This is a genomic window from Ruegeria sp. O5, from assembly GCF_056535105.1.
The window spans coordinates 506,151-522,769 of record NZ_JBQERN010000001.1 but is presented as its reverse complement, the minus strand read 5'-3'; the positions used below and the strand labels follow the sequence as shown (position 1 = coordinate 522,769).

The 16,619-nt window shown below is 57.6% G+C and carries 15 protein-coding genes; 10 read left to right on the top strand and 5 right to left on the bottom strand.

The features are described from left to right. Positions 1-102 precede the first annotated feature (102 nt). Genes ACR0M3_RS02550 through ACR0M3_RS02535 form a run of 4 tightly spaced genes read left to right on the top strand, consistent with a single transcriptional unit; the run spans position 103 to position 5,634 of the window. A complete protein-coding gene (locus ACR0M3_RS02550; protein ID WP_480909845.1) occupies positions 103-2,367 on the top strand; it encodes a sensor histidine kinase NtrY-like in 2,265 nt (754 codons plus the stop codon). Beyond that, the gene (ntrX, locus tag ACR0M3_RS02545) at positions 2,364-3,773 is read left to right on the top strand and encodes a nitrogen assimilation response regulator NtrX (protein ID WP_480480685.1); all 1,410 of its coding nucleotides are present in this window, start codon (positions 2,364-2,366) and stop codon (positions 3,771-3,773) included. The genes ACR0M3_RS02550 and ntrX overlap by 4 nt, the downstream gene beginning before the upstream one ends. Positions 3,774-3,815: 42 nt before the next feature. Then, the gene (locus ACR0M3_RS02540; RefSeq protein ID WP_480909559.1) at positions 3,816-4,409 is read left to right on the top strand and encodes a helix-turn-helix transcriptional regulator; all 594 of its coding nucleotides are present in this window, start codon (positions 3,816-3,818) and stop codon (positions 4,407-4,409) included. A 43-nt stretch (positions 4,410-4,452) separates the two neighbouring features. Beyond that, entirely contained in the window at positions 4,453-5,634 is a 1,182-nt protein-coding gene (locus tag ACR0M3_RS02535) for an MFS transporter (protein ID WP_480909557.1), read from the top strand. Positions 5,635-5,660: 26 nt separating this feature from the next. Here ACR0M3_RS02535 and ACR0M3_RS02530 read toward each other — a convergent pair whose 3' ends face one another. Beyond that, positions 5,661-6,140: a hypothetical protein gene (locus ACR0M3_RS02530; RefSeq protein ID WP_480480691.1), complete on the bottom strand. Its 480-nt coding sequence runs from the start codon at positions 6,138-6,140 to the stop codon at positions 5,661-5,663. Positions 6,141-6,236: 96 nt separating this feature from the next. Here ACR0M3_RS02530 and trkA point away from each other — a divergent pair, with 96 nt between their 5' ends. The 5 genes from trkA to ACR0M3_RS02505 all read left to right on the top strand — a co-directional run bounded on the left by trkA (position 6,237) and on the right by ACR0M3_RS02505 (position 11,123). Beyond that, positions 6,237-7,613 (top strand): Trk system potassium transporter TrkA, encoded by a 1,377-nt coding sequence (trkA, locus tag ACR0M3_RS02525; protein ID WP_267366209.1) that lies wholly within the window; start codon positions 6,237-6,239, stop codon positions 7,611-7,613. Next, entirely contained in the window at positions 7,613-9,151 is a 1,539-nt protein-coding gene (locus tag ACR0M3_RS02520; RefSeq protein WP_480480693.1) for a TrkH family potassium uptake protein, read from the top strand. Before trkA ends, ACR0M3_RS02520 begins: the two co-directional genes overlap by 1 nt. A 132-nt stretch (positions 9,152-9,283) precedes the next feature. Continuing rightward, positions 9,284-9,523, top strand: coding sequence for an RNA chaperone Hfq (gene hfq / locus ACR0M3_RS02515; protein WP_005982826.1), 240 nt, complete (start codon positions 9,284-9,286; stop codon positions 9,521-9,523). Then, positions 9,523-10,794, top strand: a complete 1,272-nt coding sequence (hflX, locus tag ACR0M3_RS02510; protein WP_480504981.1) for a GTPase HflX — start codon at positions 9,523-9,525, stop codon at positions 10,792-10,794. Before hfq ends, hflX begins: the two co-directional genes overlap by 1 nt. Before the next feature lie 20 nt (positions 10,795-10,814). Further along, positions 10,815-11,123: a putative quinol monooxygenase gene (locus ACR0M3_RS02505; protein ID WP_480909555.1), complete on the top strand. Its 309-nt coding sequence runs from the start codon at positions 10,815-10,817 to the stop codon at positions 11,121-11,123. Between the two features lies 1 nt (position 11,124). On the opposite strand, the gene ACR0M3_RS02500 is transcribed toward ACR0M3_RS02505, so the two are convergent. From ACR0M3_RS02500 to hemB, 4 genes are all read right to left on the bottom strand, one after another. Then, the gene (locus tag ACR0M3_RS02500; RefSeq protein ID WP_480557978.1) at positions 11,125-11,520 is read right to left on the bottom strand and encodes an SgcJ/EcaC family oxidoreductase; all 396 of its coding nucleotides are present in this window, start codon (positions 11,518-11,520) and stop codon (positions 11,125-11,127) included. Between the two features lie 108 nt (positions 11,521-11,628). Then, entirely contained in the window at positions 11,629-14,091 is a 2,463-nt protein-coding gene (locus ACR0M3_RS02495; RefSeq protein WP_480909553.1) for a penicillin acylase family protein, read from the bottom strand. 165 nt (positions 14,092-14,256) lie between these two features. Then, a complete protein-coding gene (locus ACR0M3_RS02490) occupies positions 14,257-14,829 on the bottom strand; it encodes a lipid-binding SYLF domain-containing protein (protein WP_209503773.1) in 573 nt (190 codons plus the stop codon). A gap of 143 nt (positions 14,830-14,972) precedes the next feature. Further along, entirely contained in the window at positions 14,973-15,971 is a 999-nt protein-coding gene (gene hemB, locus ACR0M3_RS02485) for a porphobilinogen synthase (RefSeq protein ID WP_480909551.1), read from the bottom strand. Between the two features lie 119 nt (positions 15,972-16,090). On the opposite strand from hemB, the gene ACR0M3_RS02480 reads away from it, so the two are divergent. Continuing rightward, complete coding sequence (locus tag ACR0M3_RS02480; RefSeq protein WP_480486469.1) at positions 16,091-16,615, top strand: component of SufBCD complex; 525 nt, start codon at positions 16,091-16,093, stop codon at positions 16,613-16,615. The last annotated feature ends 4 nt before the right edge of the window (positions 16,616-16,619 follow it).

Here is a 16,619-nt window from a genome sequence, read left to right as displayed (position 1 = left end):
ATCCCGGCATCTGTCGGGAAAAGATCACGATATATGGCGGTAAGCCGCACATGCGGCACATCAGGATGAGGGCAGACGGTGGCAACCCGAGCACAGAGCGGGATGATCCCATCGATTGGTCGATGGCGTAAATCACGGAAACTGCGCAACTTCGGCACCTTTGGGCTGGTCCTCTTGGGGCCTGTTCTGGCGCTTGCCACATATCTTGTCATTGGTCCCTTTGACCTGGGTGCGACCGCGCCGACATTGCGGCTGATTCTGCTGGCCGATCTTGTCTATGTTCTGGTCGTTGCGGCTTTGGTGCTCAGTCAGTTGGGCAGCCTGATTGCGGCCAGACGGGCCAAGTCGGCGGGCTCGCGCCTGCATTTGCGCCTGATCGGGGCGTTTACGCTGCTTGCGCTGGTTCCGACCGTTACGGTCGCCATTTTTGCCGGCCTGACCGTGAATATCGGCCTGGAAGGCTGGTTTTCGGATCGCGTGCGCCAGGTTGTCGGGTCTTCCCTGACAGCAGCAGAGGCTTATGAGCAGGAACATCGCAGCGGTCTGACGCAGGACGCTACGGTTCTGGCGCGGTTCCTGAACAATGCACGTTCGGTGGAGTTTTACATTTCTGATGCCGAACTCCGCGAGGTTCTTGCGCAGGGGCAGGCCCGGATTCAGCGCGGATTGCGCGAAGCCTATGTCATCGACGGAACGGGCGAAATCCGGTCGCGCGGGGATCGGTCCTATCTGTTCAACTATGAGGAACCAACAGCCGAGCAAATGACGGAAGCGGTAGATAAGGGGCTGCTGATCATTGCCGACTGGCCGAATAATGAATTCCGCGCGCTTGTACCTCTTACCGCTTATCTGGACCGCTACCTCTATGTCAGCCGCGAGGTGGATGGGCAGCTGTTGACGCTGCTGGATGACACCAAGGAAACGGCGCAGTTCTATCAGCAGCTGGAAAGTGAACGGGGCAGGGTGTTGTTCGAGTTCGGTCTGCTTTATCTGGGCTTTGCGCTGATCCTGATCCTGGCTGCGATGTCGCTGGGGATGTGGTTTGCCGAACGCCTGTCGCGCCCGGTCGGACGTTTGACCACGGCGGCGCAGCGGGTCGGCGCTGGAGATTTGAGTGTCCAGGTCATCGAAGAGGCCAGCGACGACGAAATTGCGATGTTGGGCCGATATTTCAACCAGATGACCCGACAACTAAAAGGGCAGCGGGACACGCTGCTGGAAAATACCCAGCAAATCGAAAGCAGGCGTCGCCTGTTTGATTCCGTGCTCAGTTCGGTCACGTCCGGTGTTGTCGGCGTGGACCCCGATGGATGCGTTACGTTTGTCAATCGCTCGGCTGAACGCTTGCTGGACTGGTCGCGTGGTGAAGAACACCTGGCTATCGGCATTGCGGTTCCCGAGTTTTTGCCTTTGTTTGAAAGTCTCAAGGACAGCGGGCAGGAGGCTGTTCAGGGTGAGGTTAAGGTCACACGCAAGGGGCAGCTTGAAAACCTGCTGGTTCGCATGGCTATCCGTCGTGGAGAGGATGGCGGGCTGGAAGGCTATGTGGTTGCTTTTGACGATGTAACCGATCTGGTCAGTGCGCAGCGAATGGCGGCGTGGGGTGACGTGGCCCGCCGCATTGCACATGAAATCAAGAACCCATTGACGCCGATCCAGCTCAGCGCAGAGCGCATCAAGCGCAAGTTCGCCCGCAAACTGGATGAGGAAGACAGCGGCAGCCTTGAATCGATGACCGGCGTCATCGTGCGGCAAACCAATGACCTGCGGCGTATCGTGGATGAGTTTTCCAAGTTCGCGCGGATGCCCGAGCCCGTTCGACGGGAGGAAGACCTTGTCGAACTGGTGCGCGAAGCCGTACTTTTGCAACAGGCGGGACAGCCGGACGTACAGATTGATGCCGACCTGCCGCAGCAGCCGATCATGGCGGATGTAGATGCGACCATGCTTAATCAAGCGTTGACGAACCTGATTAAGAATGCCGGAGAAGCCATTGCAACTCTGAAAGAAAAAGGGGCCCCGGAAAACCTGGTGCCGCAGATCAAGGTGGCGGTTTCAAGCGATGATGCGGGTACAATCATCACCATTGCAGACAATGGGATAGGTCTGCCGGAAGACCGGGCGCGTTTGTTTGAACCTTATGTAACGACACGCGACGAAGGGACCGGGTTGGGTCTTCCGATCGTCAAGAAAATCATAGAAGAGCATGGCGGCGCGCTGACCCTTGAGGACGCGCCCGTATTTGACGGACAGGACCATTTTGGCGCAATGGCTGTGATCCGTTTGCCTGGGGCAAGTATGTCCCCAACCGTTGCGCCGCAGAAGCAGGCAATTAGAACCAACAAACTGAAAGCAGGCCAAAGATGAGCGACATTCTGATCGTAGATGACGAGCGCGATATTCGCGAGCTGGTGTCCGACATTCTGGAGGACGAAGGCTATTCAACCCGGCTGGCAGCCAACTCGGACGAGTGCATGGCGTCGATCAATTCCGAACCGCCGGGTCTGTTGATCCTGGATATCTGGCTGAAAGACAGCCGCATGGACGGGATTGATATCCTCAAGACGGTAAAGCGCGATAACCCGGATGTGCCGGTGGTGATTATTTCGGGCCACGGCAATATCGAAATCGCTGTAGCGGCTATCAAACAGGGTGCTTACGACTTTATCGAGAAACCGTTTAACATTGACCAGTTGATGGTGGTGATCCGCCGCGCGATGGAGACGTCTCGTCTGCGGCGCGAGAACGCGTCGCTGAAGCGGAAAGAGGTCAACAACTCGGACATGATCGGCAAATCCGCGTCGTTCCGGGCCATGCAGGGGCAGTTGGACAAGGTGACCAAATCAAACGGTCGCGTCATGCTGCGTGGACCTGCGGGTTCGGGCAAGGAAATTGCTGCGCGTTATATCCATGCCCACTCCAACCGTGCGAACGCTCCGTTCGTGACCGTCAACTGTGCCGGGATTGAGCCTGAGCGTGTGGAAGAAGTTCTGTTTGGCCGGGAATCGGCCGAACGCGGTGTGGAATCCGGATTGCTGGAAGAAGCCCATGGCGGCGTGGTCTATTTTGATGAAGTTTCCGACATGCCTTTGGGCACACAGTCCAAAATCCTGCGGGTGCTGGTGGATCAGCAATTCCAGCGCGTGGGTGGCTCGGACAAGGTGCGCGTGGATCTTCGGGTGATCTCATCAACCAACAAGGATCTTGATGATGAAATCGCCGCCGAGCGTTTCCGGGAAGAGCTGTATCACCGTCTGAATGTGGTTCCGATCTCCGTTCCCTCACTCGAGGACCGGCGCGAGGATATACCGGTACTGGCCCAGCACTTCATCGAAATGTGCAACGAAACCCAAGGGTTGCCTATGCGGGAGCTGTCGGACGAGGCGGTCGCTTTGCTGCAGACAATGACCTGGCCGGGTAACGTGCGCCAGTTGAAGAACCTGATCGAACGTGTTTTGATTCTGGGCGACGGCACCGGCCCGATTGAGGCGCGCGAGCTGCCCAATGAAGAAGACAAGGCCGAAGAGTCGGGCCGCGTTGTCTTGTCGGGTGCGCTGGCCACTTTGCCGCTGCGCGAGGCCCGCGAAGCGTTCGAGCGGGAATATCTGCTGACCCAGATCAACCGCTTTGGCGGCAATATCAGCCGCACCGCCAGCTTTGTCGGCATGGAACGCAGTGCGCTGCATCGCAAGCTAAAGTCGCTGGGTGTTGTGACCTCGAACAAATCCGGTGCGCGGGTCGCGCAAATCGACGAACCCGAACCGGCAGAATGAGTCTGGGGTCATAGTTCACGGGCAGACGGATGTGTGGAACTGATGGCGAGAACGGTAAACTCTGATCTGACTGGCCGGTTCATCGAAGGCTACCCGGCTTTTGGCAGGCGTTTAAAGCGTCTTCGACGGTCGATCGGGTTGAAACAAGCAGCGCTGGCCGAGGTTCTGGAGGTCGATCAGACAACGGTTTCCAGATGGGAGAACGGGGTTCAGCTTCCGATACCTGATCTGCAACACTCAGTGTTTGCTGCGCTGGCTCCTTTCAGGGCGGATGACAACGCGTTAAGACGGCTTGTCGTGAACTCGGCCGACTGCATCCATCTGGTTGAGGAGGCCAGCCACATGTGCCTGGCCTATTCCCGCCGGCGGGCGCTTGACTGGAAAACCTCCCAACGGGCACTGCTTGGCGTATCCCTCTGGCAATTTGCGACGGACGAGATCCGCCAGGCTGAGGCCGAGCTACAGGACGAGGGATGGTGGGATTTGCAAGCGCCCAACCCCAAGTCGTTTGTAACCTCCGAAGCGCGGCACGACCGTATCCGGATCAGCGCCGGACAGATCACTTGGGAACGGTTGTACCTGTCGGATGGAACGCCAGTCCGGTTGGTCAGTGGGGCACGGTCGGGACGCGCATAATTTATGCGTATTCCTGTGCGGTCGTGTGCAGTAGAACCGGCTTATGCCCCATCCATTACGCATCTTGTTACAGGTTTTGTTGCTTTGGCTTGCCGGGCTAGGTGCGGCGACCCAATTCGCAAAGATTGCGGTTCCTTTTGCTCAGGTCGCAGCCCTCTATCCTGCGCACGCGGACAAGATTGGCTGGCTTTTGTCAGTCATCAGCCTGATTGGTGCGATTCTTGGTGCATTGTCCGGCGCGATAGCCGGGCGAGTGGGGCCTGTCCGGCTGCTGATGTTTGGCTTGATCCTTGGCGGGGCGGTGTCCCTGTTTCAGGCCAGTATCCCCGGTTTGGGCCTGATGCTGGTCAGCCGCGTTGTCGAAGGGGTCTCTCATCTGGCCATCGTTGTCGCAGCACCAACACTGATTGCGCAAATCACGATTGGAAAATGGCGCAACGCGGCAATGGTTTTGTGGAGCAGTTTCTTTGGTGTCGCCTTTGCCCTGAACGCATGGCTTGGGCTTCCCTTGATCGCTCAGGTCGGGCTGCCGGTTTATTTTGCTACCCATGGCGCGCTGATGTTTCTGATCGCCGTCCTGATCGTATCTTTCCGTCCCAACAGTGCATCGGATTTGGTAAACAATCCCTTTTGGAGCGTGCGAATACTGATTGACATACACGTACAGACCTATCGCTCTGCGTTTGTGTCCGCTCCGGCGCTCGGGTGGTTCTTTTACACGCTGACCTTTGTCTCGTTGCTGGCCATTCTTCCGGGAAGATTGCCGGACGATGTCAGTGCGATGATTGCTGGTCTGATGCCGTTGGCCGGGATCGTGATTTCCTGGCTTACCGTCCCGGTTTTGCTGAGCGTTTGTTCTGGTGTTTTTGTTATTAACCTCGGTTTCGGGCTGTCTATCCTTACGATAGGCGCCCTGTTTCTTGGTGCCCCGTTGCCCGTTGTCTGCGTTGCGCTTTTTGCGGTGCTGGGGCTTGTTCAGGGCGGCAGCTTTGCGGCGGTGCCGCAGTTGAACTCGACACCCGAAAACCAGGCGCTGAGCTATGGTGCCATGGCGCAGATGGGGAATGCGGGTAACCTTTTGGGCACACCTGTTTTGCTTGCAATACTGTGGCGTACTAGTGAAGCGGGCATGTTGATTGCCGTGGTCGGGTTCTATGCTGTTGCCATGGCGCTTCATCTGTGGCTTGCCGCGCGGCGCAAACGCGCTTCAACCGGACTGGAATGATCAATCGCGCGGTACCGTGGTTCTTCTTATCCGGATTGCCCCGGTGTGATGATCTGAAACGACCCGTCATCGAACTTCACAAAACATGAGGCACTGTTGAGGGGCGGCAACGTCGTTGTTCGCGCCAGTGGCACTCGCGATTTCACATTTTGCTTGCAGGGCGGCAAGCTGACAGGGCGAAATCCCTTTTCGGCCATGCATTGCGCCTCGACCGTGTTTCGCAGGCCCTGGTTCACATCGACGGTATATACCCTGCCGGGTTGCCACCAGCCTGGGGACTGATAGCAACGACCTCTGCCGTCACAATATGTGCGCCCGGGCCAATAAGTCGGCGGGCTTTGGCGGATCTGATTGGCAACCGGCACCTCTTTAACCGCCCTAAGCTGGCACTGGGTGGTCTCTTTTTGCAGACGTGATACGGTTTCACCCTCGCGATAGTAAAGCGAGAGCGGCCCGCACGAGGACAGCACCATCAGGGGCACGAGCATAGGAAACAGCGTTTTCATATGCTTATCTTGCCGCAGCTGATCGGCGATGACAATTCAATTGACCGCTTTGGGGGCATCTGTCATTCAATCCTTTCAGGCAGAAGGGCCAGAAACATGAAGGTCATTATTTGCGGCGCGGGTCAGGTCGGCTGGCAGATTGCGCGGCACCTTTCGGGCGAACTGAACGACGTCACCGTTGTCGACAACAATCCCGATCTGGTTCGGCGGGCGACCGAAACGCTGGACGTCCAGGGGATCGCCGGGTTTGCAAGTTACCCCGATGTGCTTGAAAGGGCAGGCGCGCGCGATGCGGACATGATCATCGCTGCGACCCATTCGGATGAGGTGAACATGGTCACCTGCCAGATGGCGCATTCGGTCTTTTCGATCCAGCGCAAGATCGCGCGACTGCGGTCGAAATCATATCTTGAGGCGATCCACTCGGACCTTTACCGGCGCGATCATCTGCCGATTGATGTGGTGATCAGCCCCGAACGCGAAGTTGCCGCCGCCGCGATGCGCCGCCTGTCGGCCCCGTCCGCCTTTGACACCGAGATTTTCATGGACGGCAAGGCGCAGCTTTTGGGTATTCGCGTGGATGAAGACTGTCCGATCGTGAACACACCTTTGCGGCAATTGACCGATTTGTTCTCGACGCTCAGTTCGATCGTAGTGGGGGTGCGTCGCGATGGCACACTGTTTGCACCAGAATCCGAGGATCAGCTATTTGTGGGCGACGAATGCTACGTCTTTACCAATGTAAAAGACGTGGATCGCACCATGGAGGTGTTTGGCAAGACCCAAAAGCGTCAGGATCGTGTGGTGATCGTGGGCGGGGGCAATGTCGGGCTTGAAGTGGCGCGAACTCTGGAAGAACAAAAAAGCCGCGTGCGCGCCAAAATCGTCGAGCGGGATCGCCGATGCGCCGAGATCGCCGCCGAGGCGCTGGAACGAACGATTGTGCTGCACGGTGATGGCCTTGATGCCAGTTTGTTGAGCGAAGCCGGTATCGACAGAGCGGATGCAATGCTGGCGGTTACGGATGACGACCGCACGAACATGCTGGCCGCTGTACGCGCCAAGGCCGAGGGTTGTGCCCTGGCGATCGCTTTGATCAATGATCCCAGTATGGTGGCCCTGATGGGACCTTTGGGGATTGATGCGTATATCAATCCGCGGGCAACCACCGTCAGTTCGATCTTGCGCCACATCCGTCATGGCCGGGTGCGACAGGTCTACTCGATCGGAGATGCTGAGGCCGAAGTGATCGAGGCTGAGGTTCTTTCAACCTCTCCCATGGCGGGTCAAAAGCTGCGCGATATCGATTTTCCCGAGGGCGTACTGGTGGGGGCCGTGCGCAAAGGAGATGAGGTTATGCGACCGACGGGCAGCCTCAGGATCGATGAAAAGGATGTCGTCGCGATCTTTGCCATGGCCAACGACGTGCCTGAGGTCGAACGCCTGATGCAGGTTTCAATCGATTTCTTCTGATGGCGCATGCGGGGATACAACAGATCGGGCTATTGCGGCGGTTGCCGCTGTTTCTTCTGATCTGGGCTATTGCGTCACTGGCCATGTGGATTCCGGCAGTTTACGCGCTGGCGCTGGATGATCACGATACATCGCGGTCGTTTTTGTACTCCGGTATCATAGGGTTGTTTCTGGTCGTCAGTGTCGCACTGGCCTCGTCCAACCGTGTGCCAAGGCGCGGAACTTTGGGACAATTGGCGGTGATGCTTGCATGTTTCACCATTCTGCCTGTCTTTCTTGCGATTCCATTTCACGATGCGCTGGGAACGACCACATTCCTGAACGCCTATTTTGACATGGTCAGTGCCCTGACAACCACGGGGGCGGATCTGTTTCCGGATCCAGACCGCCTGACGGCCCCGCTGCACCTGTGGCGCGCCTTGGTTGGATGGATGGGCGGTTTGCTGATGTGGATTGCCGCCGCGGCAATCCTTGCGCCTTTGTCGCTGGGTGGGTTCGAGGTCACGGCCCGCGGTCAGCCGGGTCGCCCGGTATCGGGTGTTGCGCAAAGCGAACGCGTTGATCCGCGCGGTCGACTGATCCGTGTGGCAAAGGGACTGACCCCGGTCTATGCCGGGTTGACGGCTGTGATCTGGATCCTTCTTCTGATCGCAGGCGAAACCGGACTGACAGCCGTTTGCCACGCAATGTCGGTCATGGCGACGTCCGGAATTTCTCCGGTGGGCGGCATGGAAGGCGCGCAGGCGGGCTTCACGGGTGAGGCGATCTTGTTTTTGTTCCTGTTCTTTGCCCTTTCGCGCCTGACATTTTCGACCGACACGGCGACATCCGGTTATTCCCGACTGGATACGGACCCGGAGTTTCGCATTGGCCTGATGATTGTTCTGGCCGTTGCGGCGTTATTGTTCTTTCGCGTTATTGCTGGTGTTACGGAAATCGGTGGGCAAATCGAGCCTTTACAGGCATTGCAGGTCATTTGGGGTATGCTGTTCACCGTTCTGGCCTTTCTGACAACCGCCGGGTTTGAAAGCGCAAACTGGGATGATGCGCAGCAATTATCTGGTCTGGGAACGCCCGGATTGTTGCTGATGGGGCTGGCCCTGATCGGTGGAGGGGTTGCGACCACGGCTGGCGGCGTGAAACTGCTGCGGGTTTTTGCCCTGTACTTGAACGGTGCGCGCGAGATCGACCGGTTGATCTATCCCTCATCCGTCAGCGGGGTTGGAGGTGGCAACCGACGCATTCAAAGGGACGGCGCGTTTATCGCCTGGATCTTTCTGATGCTCTTTGCGCTGACACTGGCGGTGTTCAACCTTTTGCTGGCCGCAATGGGGGCTGGGTTCGAACAGGCCATGGTGCTCAGCGTCGCAACGCTCAGCACGACGGGTCCGCTGATTGAATTGGCCACTGATGTTCCAATCCGGTTGATCGACCTGTCCGCAGGGGCCAAGCTGACGCTGTGCGCGGCGATGGTCATTGGCCGGCTCGAGACGCTTGCGATCATCGCCCTGATCACCCCTTCGCTGTGGCGGGATTGAACCGGTTGGATCCCGTCGTCTTTAGTGCTTAATTTTTCGTCTGGAATATCTTACCGCGGCACTCCATACTCACCGGGAGGGAGCGCGTTGGTCCGCAACGCGTAGCAAGAACAATGGCGAGATTATCATAATATGGCTTCGGACAGACAGAATCTTCAGGATGCTTTCCTGAACAATGTACGGAAAGCTAAGGTTCCGGTTACAATTTTCCTGATCAATGGCGTGAAATTGCAGGGTGTGATCACCTGGTTCGACAATTTCTGTGTATTGTTGCGCCGCGACGGACAGTCGCAGCTGGTGTACAAGCACGCGATTTCAACCATCATGCCATCACAGCCGATCAACCTGTATGAGGGCGAAGACGCCTCTTGATGGAACATGACCGGACGCGCACCCGGGCCTGGGTGCTGCATCCCGAAATCAAATCAGATGAACAGCGCCGCGTTCCCGAACCAGCGCTGGCCGAGGCGGTTGCGCTGGCCGCCGCTTTGCCCGATCTGGATGTGATCGGGTCTGAAATCGTACGCCTGCAACGCGCCCAACCCGGCTATTTGTTTGGCAGTGGCAAGATCGAAGAACTGGGTGAGCGGCTTCGTGAAAACGAGGTTGAGCTGGTTCTGATCGATGGACCGGTAACACCGGTTCAGCAGCGCAATCTGGAAAAGGCATGGAAGGTCAAGATCCTCGACCGGACCGGGCTGATCCTTGAGATTTTCAGCGACCGTGCGCGCACCCGTGAAGGGGTGTTGCAGGTCGAAATGGCTGCGCTCAGCTATCAGCGGACACGGCTGGTGCGGGCCTGGACCCACCTTGAACGTCAGCGTGGCGGTTTGGGATTTGTCGGCGGACCCGGCGAGACCCAGATCGAAGCCGACCGCCGCGCCATTGACGAACAACTGGTGCGTTTGCGTCGCCAATTGCAGAAAGTGGTCAAGACCCGCACGTTGCACCGTGCCGCGCGCGCCAAGGTGCCCTATCCGATCGTTGCATTGGTTGGATATACCAATGCCGGGAAATCTACTCTGTTCAATCGGCTGACCGGGGCCGAAGTGTTGGCCAAGGACATGCTGTTTGCCACGCTGGACCCTACCATGCGCCGCGTGCAACTGCCCGATGGCCCGGAAGTGATCCTGTCGGATACGGTGGGTTTTATCTCGAACCTGCCGACCGAGCTTGTGGCGTCTTTTCGGGCCACGCTTGAAGAGGTGTTGGGTGCTGATCTGATTGTTCACGTGCGCGATATCAGCCATGAAGAAACCGAAGCACAGGCGCAGGATGTCGAAGCAATCCTGACCTCGCTTGGTGTCGACGAAGAACGCCCCCGGCTTGAGGTTTGGAACAAGACTGACTTGCTGAGCACGGAAGAAAAAGACGCCGCGTTGGCGAGGGCGGATCGCGATCCGGCCATATTTGCCATTTCGGCAGTTACCGGCGAAGGCGTGACCCCTTTACTGTCCGAGATTGCAGCAATCCTACAAGGGGCCCGGCACGAGGTTGTTCTGAACCTGACCTTTGCGGAAGGGAACAAGCGGGCGTGGTTGTTCCGGCAGGATGTTGTACAATCTGAAGAGCAGACCGAAGAAGGGTTCCGTATCACTGTCCTTTGGACAGATAAGCAGGCCGCCCAATTCGACACACTATAGATACAGTGAAATTGCGGAAGATGGCTGATACAATGGATCAAAGAGTATTCCTGACCGGATTTATTGATGTCCCGGCGGACCGCCTTGAAGATGTCCGCGCCGCTCTGCCCACTCATATCGCCCTCACAAAGGCGGAAGAGGGTTGCCTGTCGTTCGACGTTGTCGAGGATCAGATCACACCCGGACGGTTCACTGTTTCAGAGGTTTTTGTGAATCAGCAGGCCTTTGATGCGCATCAGCAGCGGACGAAGGCATCCGAGTGGTTTCTGATTACACAAGGAATACCGCGGAGTTACAATATTGAAACCGCTGGCAAAAAGACGACCTAAGTCACACGCCTTCAAGTTGTCGCTGTAAGTCATCGGTGTCGAACCAGCCGACTGACGACTGTACAAGATGATCGGGCGCAAGTTCCCATTCATCCCATCCGCGTGCGATAACATGGTTGCCGGTCTGAGCATGATGCCCCTCACGTGTCCAGACAAATAGGGCATGAGATCCGGCCCATCGCATCATGTCGCAGCGCACCTCCAGATCAGGAAAATCGGCGTAGAAACCCCGGGCCATATCGGCAATCGCTGCGCGCCCTTCGATTGGGTCACCTCTGTTGATTGTAATCTGTCCGTCCAGCGAGAAAAAGCTGGCGACGGCATCTGCGTCACCTGAACTCCAGGCGATTGCGTAATCCCGGGCAAGGTTGTTCAGAGTATCCCGAATGCTGGCCATAGTTTCCCCCTGGTCCGAAACAGTTCGCTCGGTGATGGTAGGCGAAACTGCCGCATGTCGTCCACGGTCCGGGCAAAAAGGGGCGGGGAGTCGCCGAAACCCTGATGCTTAACGTGGGATCAGATTGGTCACTCCGACAGCAGCGGCGCGGGCAAGGTCAAGGTCCAGCGACATGGGAATATACTCGCCACGCCGCCACAGCTGCGCCTGATCGTCGTAATAGCGCGACAGGAAATGGCCCGATTGGCCGGTAGCGGTGATAAAGACTGAGCTGTTTGGATCGGCAAAGTCATACACACCGCGATACCCGGCCCCGTGCACATTCTGAAACGGGTCGAGCCCTTCGCCGGACGTGCGCCCGCGCAGCAAGGTGTTGTCGCCGCCACTGGTCGATTGGCGAATGTTCACAAAATACCGAAGTATAGGCACGTTCCCCAGAACCGGGTGGTCGTGGGTTGCCTGATGGGCATCACCCCAGCGCAGGGATTCCAGTGCGCTGCCGTAGCGTTCGGTGATCCAGATCAGCGCGTCATCCAGCGCAAGTCGTGCCATTTCGGTACAGGTTTCAACCGGCGCGCTTTGTCGTACATCGCACCAGACACCGGCGCCATCAATGTCACGATAGACCCGTTCGATGAACAGGGGCTCGACATGTTTGAATTCGCTGGCCAGCGGCCCAAGCTCGTCCGAAATCAGGCGGATCTGAAGCGCCCGCACCCAGGCTGCATAGATCAGCGGTTCGGGCAGGTGCTCGTTCATCTCGCCGTTCCAGTCCGCCAGCAGCGACAGCGCAATCTGGCGCTGTCGTTCGGGCGTCCCTTCAGGGGCCGAGGCACCGGTGTACCAAAGGTCAGCACCGATCAGCGGCAGCAGAGAGCGCGCGGTGAAACTGACCGTATCCAGTTGCGCCTCAATGAAACTGTCGCGGGTATGCACCTCACGCGATTGCATCAGGCGTTCCCAGCGATGTACGCGCTGAGTGTCACCCCACTCGTAGGACACATGATCCGGGAACGGGCGGTCGATGATCTTGTTGTTGGTGTTGCCCAGAACGCCACCGGCTGGGGCCACGAATTCCGGGTTGTTGGCGTAGGGCAGGCGGCCTTGCCAGCGGTTTGCTTCGATCCAGCCGGGTGTCGGAATGCGTCCGCGGCTTTGGTTTTGCAGATCACGCCGGGGCATGGCGCCAATCAGTTTCATCCCTATTGTCGTTTTGTCGACCAGTGACAGGTTTTGCGAGGGCGCAATGAATTGCCGGGCCACGGTTACGGCGTCCTGCACGTTGTCCGCGTTCATCAGGGCCATGGACGCCGTCATCGAAGTGTCTTGCGGGCTGAGCGCCGTCCAGGACAAAGACGCAACATGGCCCGGCGGTGTGATGGTTTCCAGCTTGTAATCCGTACCGGGCAACACTGGCCCGTTTTCAGTCCAGCGCAGCGTCAGTGTAACCGGAGCTTCCCCTTTGATTTCAATGATCGAAGGACGGGTCTGGAATTCCTTATAGCCATCCGGGGTCAGGTATTCTTCGGGGTTTTCCGGGTTCAGCTGCTCAATATGAATGTCCTGATCGTCAAGATAGGATGACGTCACCCCCCAACCCAACCGGTCACTGCGGCCGGTCATGATTGCGGGAATACCTGGGATCGAGGCCCCAATGACGCTTCCCTTTGCCAGACCAAGATGCGCCAGATACCACACGCCGGGTGCTGTGAAGCCGAGATGCGGGTCGTTGGCCAGCAATGTTCCACCGCTTGCCGAGCGCGAAGGCGCAGCAGTCCAGGCGTTTGATGCCCCCGCCAGCCCGCGTTTGGGAAGGGGTGAAAGCAGCGTTTCAGGAAAACTCGTACCAGCGGCATAGCGTGGAAGGTTGGGAAACAGCGAAGCATATTCAGGCAACGCAGCAATGCCGGGGCCGGGAACATCGGGCAGAATATCTGCCAGTCTGTCCGGATTGCTCAGCATCAAAGACGTACGCGCCCGCAGAACCTCGTCCGTCAGGTGACCGGACAGTTGCAGCGCCATAAGCTTGATCACGGCAATACTGTCACCCGGTTGCCAGGGCGAGACGGGTGCATTGAACAGGAACATCTCAGGCGCGCCGCGCCCCAAGGCCTCGTCGTTGATCTCGGTCAGGCGTGCGTTGACCCCGGCCGCATAAGCACGAAGGGCAGCCTTGGTATAGTCGTCCTGCACTTCGACCGAGCGATGGGCAAGGCCGTACAGATCCAGCCGGCGCAAAAGCTTGTCGACGCGCAGGGTGCGTGGTCCAAAGATTTCGGACAAGCGGCCCTGCGCGGTGCGGCGCATGACCGTCATCTGCCACAATCGATCCTGCGCGTGGGCATATCCAAGACCGAAAAACACATCTGGGTCATTTTGGCCCAGTATGTGCGGCACATTGGCGGTGTCGCGCACGATCTCAACCGGAGCGGTCAACCCGTTGACTTCGAGTTTCTGGTCATAATCCGGCAGGGATTGGCTCGCCAGAAAATAGACAAGGCCCATTGCGGCGAGGATCAGCATGATCAGACCCGACACGATGCGCACCAGCCAGCGGAAAACAAGACCCATTACTGCCCCAAATTCTAGTACATGAAGGTTGCGCGGAGATTAGTGGATGGCGGGTCCAACCGAAAGAGGAACGCGGCAAGAACCTGTGCAGAAAGGATGAAAACAAATACCCCACCGCAGCATTCCGCTGTGATGGGGTTTGTCAGAAGAAGTGGGAAGCCCGAGTTATGGAATAATGCGGGTATATTTCGTGCCTTCCACGGTCGCACCGATTTGAAGCCCAGCCTGTCCGAAGATGGCGGCCAGAACGGGCGAGCGCAGTGTCGTTGTGTCTGTCGACAGGGAATCGCCCTGATCGCTAACCACATAGCCAATATCTGCTCCGGCTGTCCAACCACTGGAACGACGGAAATCGTTCAGGGCGTCTTCGGTCATGAAAAACAGAACATGCGCATATTGCTGCGCGCCGATCTGTAGCCCGGCCGTGCCCTTGACCGCCGAGTAGAAGTCAACTGTTGCACCGCTGATGCGCAGTGCGCCGCGACCGTAACCGCCACCGAACACGAAACCGGCTTCGGTAATCAGCGGCATGACCAGCATGCCGTTGGCCTTGTTCGCAATCTCAACCGTATTGGGATAGCGGCTGTACATCTCGGTCAGCGTTGCGTCGACACGGGCATCGATTGTTGCTGCGTTGGAATTGCCGACACCGTTGCCGCAGGCGGCGGTCAAGCTCAGACCTGCCATGCCCAAGGCAAAGCCGCGACGATTCAGTCGGGGGGAGTTGGAACTGCTCATGGTTTTATATCTCTGTAACTGTGCCTGATATGCCGGGTGATCCCGGTCTTGGCGGCAAGGATACGCCGATCAGGGCGATGTGTCACGGGAAAGCTGCCCGATCGGGCAATCTTATCGGCGAAATATCGCGAAACTTGCGGGCTTTATCCCTGCAGGATGCGCGCAACCTGAGGAGAGAAATAGGTCAGAATTCCATCGCAACCGGCGCGTTTGAAGGCCAGAAGGCTTTCCAGCATCACCTTTTCGCCATCGATCCAGCCGTTCTGGGCTGCGGCCTGGATCATCGCGTATTCGCCCGATACCTGATAGGCATATGTCGGCGCACCGAAACTGTCTTTCACGCGGCGGCAGATATCCAGATAAGGCATGCCCGGCTTGATCATCACCATATCCGCGCCTTCAGTCAGATCGCGTTCGATCAGGCGCAAAGCCTCGTCCGAGTTTGCGGGGTCCATCTGGTAGGTCTTCTTGTCGCCCGTCAGGGCCCCCGATGCACCGACCGCGTCGCGAAAGGGTCCGTAAAACGCACTGGCATATTTTGCGGCATAGCTGAGGATCATCACGTTGTGATAGCCTGCACCTTCCAGCGCGCGACGCATTTCCCCGATCCGGCCATCCATCATGTCCGACGGGCCGATGATATCCGCACCGGCGTCGGCCTGTGCCAGCGTCATCTTTACCAGAGCCTCGACGGTCTGGTCGTTCACGATTTCTCCGTCAACGACATATCCGTCGTGGCCGTTGATGTTATACGGGTCAAGCGCCACATCTGTCATTACTGCAATGTCCGGAGCCGCCGCCTTGATTGCCCGGATGGCCCGGTTTGACAGGTTGTCGGGGTTCCATGCCTCGGCGCAGTCTTCGGTTTTCAGCGCAGGGTCGGTATAGGGAAAGAGGCAAATCGCAGGAATCCCAAGGGCCTCGGCCTCGACTGCCGCTTTGGCAATCAGGTCAACCGATCTGCGAACCACACCAGGCATCGAGGGCACGGGCTCTTCAATGCCTTCGCCTTCGCGTACGAAAACCGGCCAGATCAGGTCATCCGTTGTCAGAGTGTTCTCACGCACCAGCGCACGAATTGCCTGTGATTGACGGGCGCGGCGAAAGCGGGTCATGGGAAATGGGGCAATGGTCGGTTTCATGGCGCGTTCTCCTTGAACATTCGTGCATTGGGTGGCATGAATTCACAAAGGTCTCAAGGGTATCAATGGACGCGCGCCTAGATGGAACCCCCCTGAGTAGTGTGAATAAAGGGTTGGGTTTGGACTGGTACTCTTCGATCTTTGAACTCATCGATATGCGCAGCTTTTCGAATCTGTGGTTCTGGATCGTACTGGCGGTACTCTGGTCGTCGGCCAGCCACTGGGTGATGGGCATCCCATATGATCTGGTTGTCCGTGCCCGCCGGATCGGAGGTCAGGTCGAAACCGATCTGCTCGACATCGTTCGCATCCATACAAATCGGATTCTGCTGATTGTCGACATGTCTGGCACCATCCTTTTGGCGTTTGGGTGTTTTCTGTTCACCGGGATGGCCACGCTTGGGTTCTATTATGACGTCGAATTCGCGCAGGCCCTGTTTTTGCTTTTGTTCCCAATGACCTTGGTGCTTTTGGTCAATATCGTGCATGCAAGGCGTCTTCGGCGGCAGGAATTGACGCTTGAAACAGTCTCAAAAACAATTTCCCGCTGCCGACTGTATACCCAGATCATCGGCATGATCTCGATACTGGTCACTTCGTTCTGGGGCATGTATCAGAACCTTTCGATTGGCGTTCTGGGATAGAAGA